Here is a 785-nt window from a genome sequence, read left to right on the forward strand (position 1 = left end):
ATACTCACCCTGATATTTTAGATAAAATTGATAAAGAATTAAGAGATGAAAAACTTAAAAATAAAGATTGGAAAGATTTTGATAAAAAATGGTATGAAAAAATGTATCCAACGATTAATCCTTATGTTCTTACTTATGATAGAAATAATGATGAGGGATTCTTTGGTTTTGGTAGTGCCACAGGTATGATTAAAATGTTATGGGATAAATTTTTCGATGATGGCAGTATCGGCAAAGTCTTTTAAGAATAATCAATACATAGGAATATAGCTATGAAAAAACAATTTCAATGGGATAAATTTATACCAGATTGTTTTTTGTGCTTTGGGTTAATGGTGGTGTTTGCAGTTATTATGTTTGTTCCTACTGGCTACATATCGTTAATCGTTATTGAACTTATCAAGGTCATATTTTCTACAACAAGTAAGATAATAGACACATGTTATCATATGGCATTAATTTTAAATCTTAATTGTATTTTTTTTATCTTATTTTATATATTTTTATATAGAATTCGTAAAATACAATACAGATTTTATAGTTTAAGCATAATGTGTTGTTTTATACTGATTAGTATGTTATTGTGGTATTTTGCTTATTGTGCAAATTATTTTTTTAGCCACTTATAAGGAAGTTTTATGCGATATTTTGTAACTTTATATATAGAACCTATGAAAACTAAATTGGAAATCCTACCTATTTCTATCCCTCACGCTTTTCTTGGTTTAACCCATACTCACCCTGATATTTTAGACAAGGAAGATAAAGAATTAAGAGATGAAAAA

1 protein-coding gene and 1 pseudogene are annotated in these 785 nt (G+C 26.8%); both read left to right on the forward strand.

Annotation, left to right across the window (positions count from 1 at the left end; genetic code table 11):
- Window positions 1-245 (forward strand): annotated as a pseudogene (locus CQA44_RS12905) (hypothetical protein); the annotation flags it as partial.
- Between the two features lie 27 nt (window positions 246-272).
- Window positions 273-629, forward strand: a complete 357-nt coding sequence (locus CQA44_RS12440) for a hypothetical protein (protein ID WP_147289816.1) — start codon at window positions 273-275, stop codon at window positions 627-629.
- Window positions 630-785: the final 156 nt, after the last annotated feature.

This window comes from Helicobacter sp. MIT 14-3879, assembly GCF_003364125.1.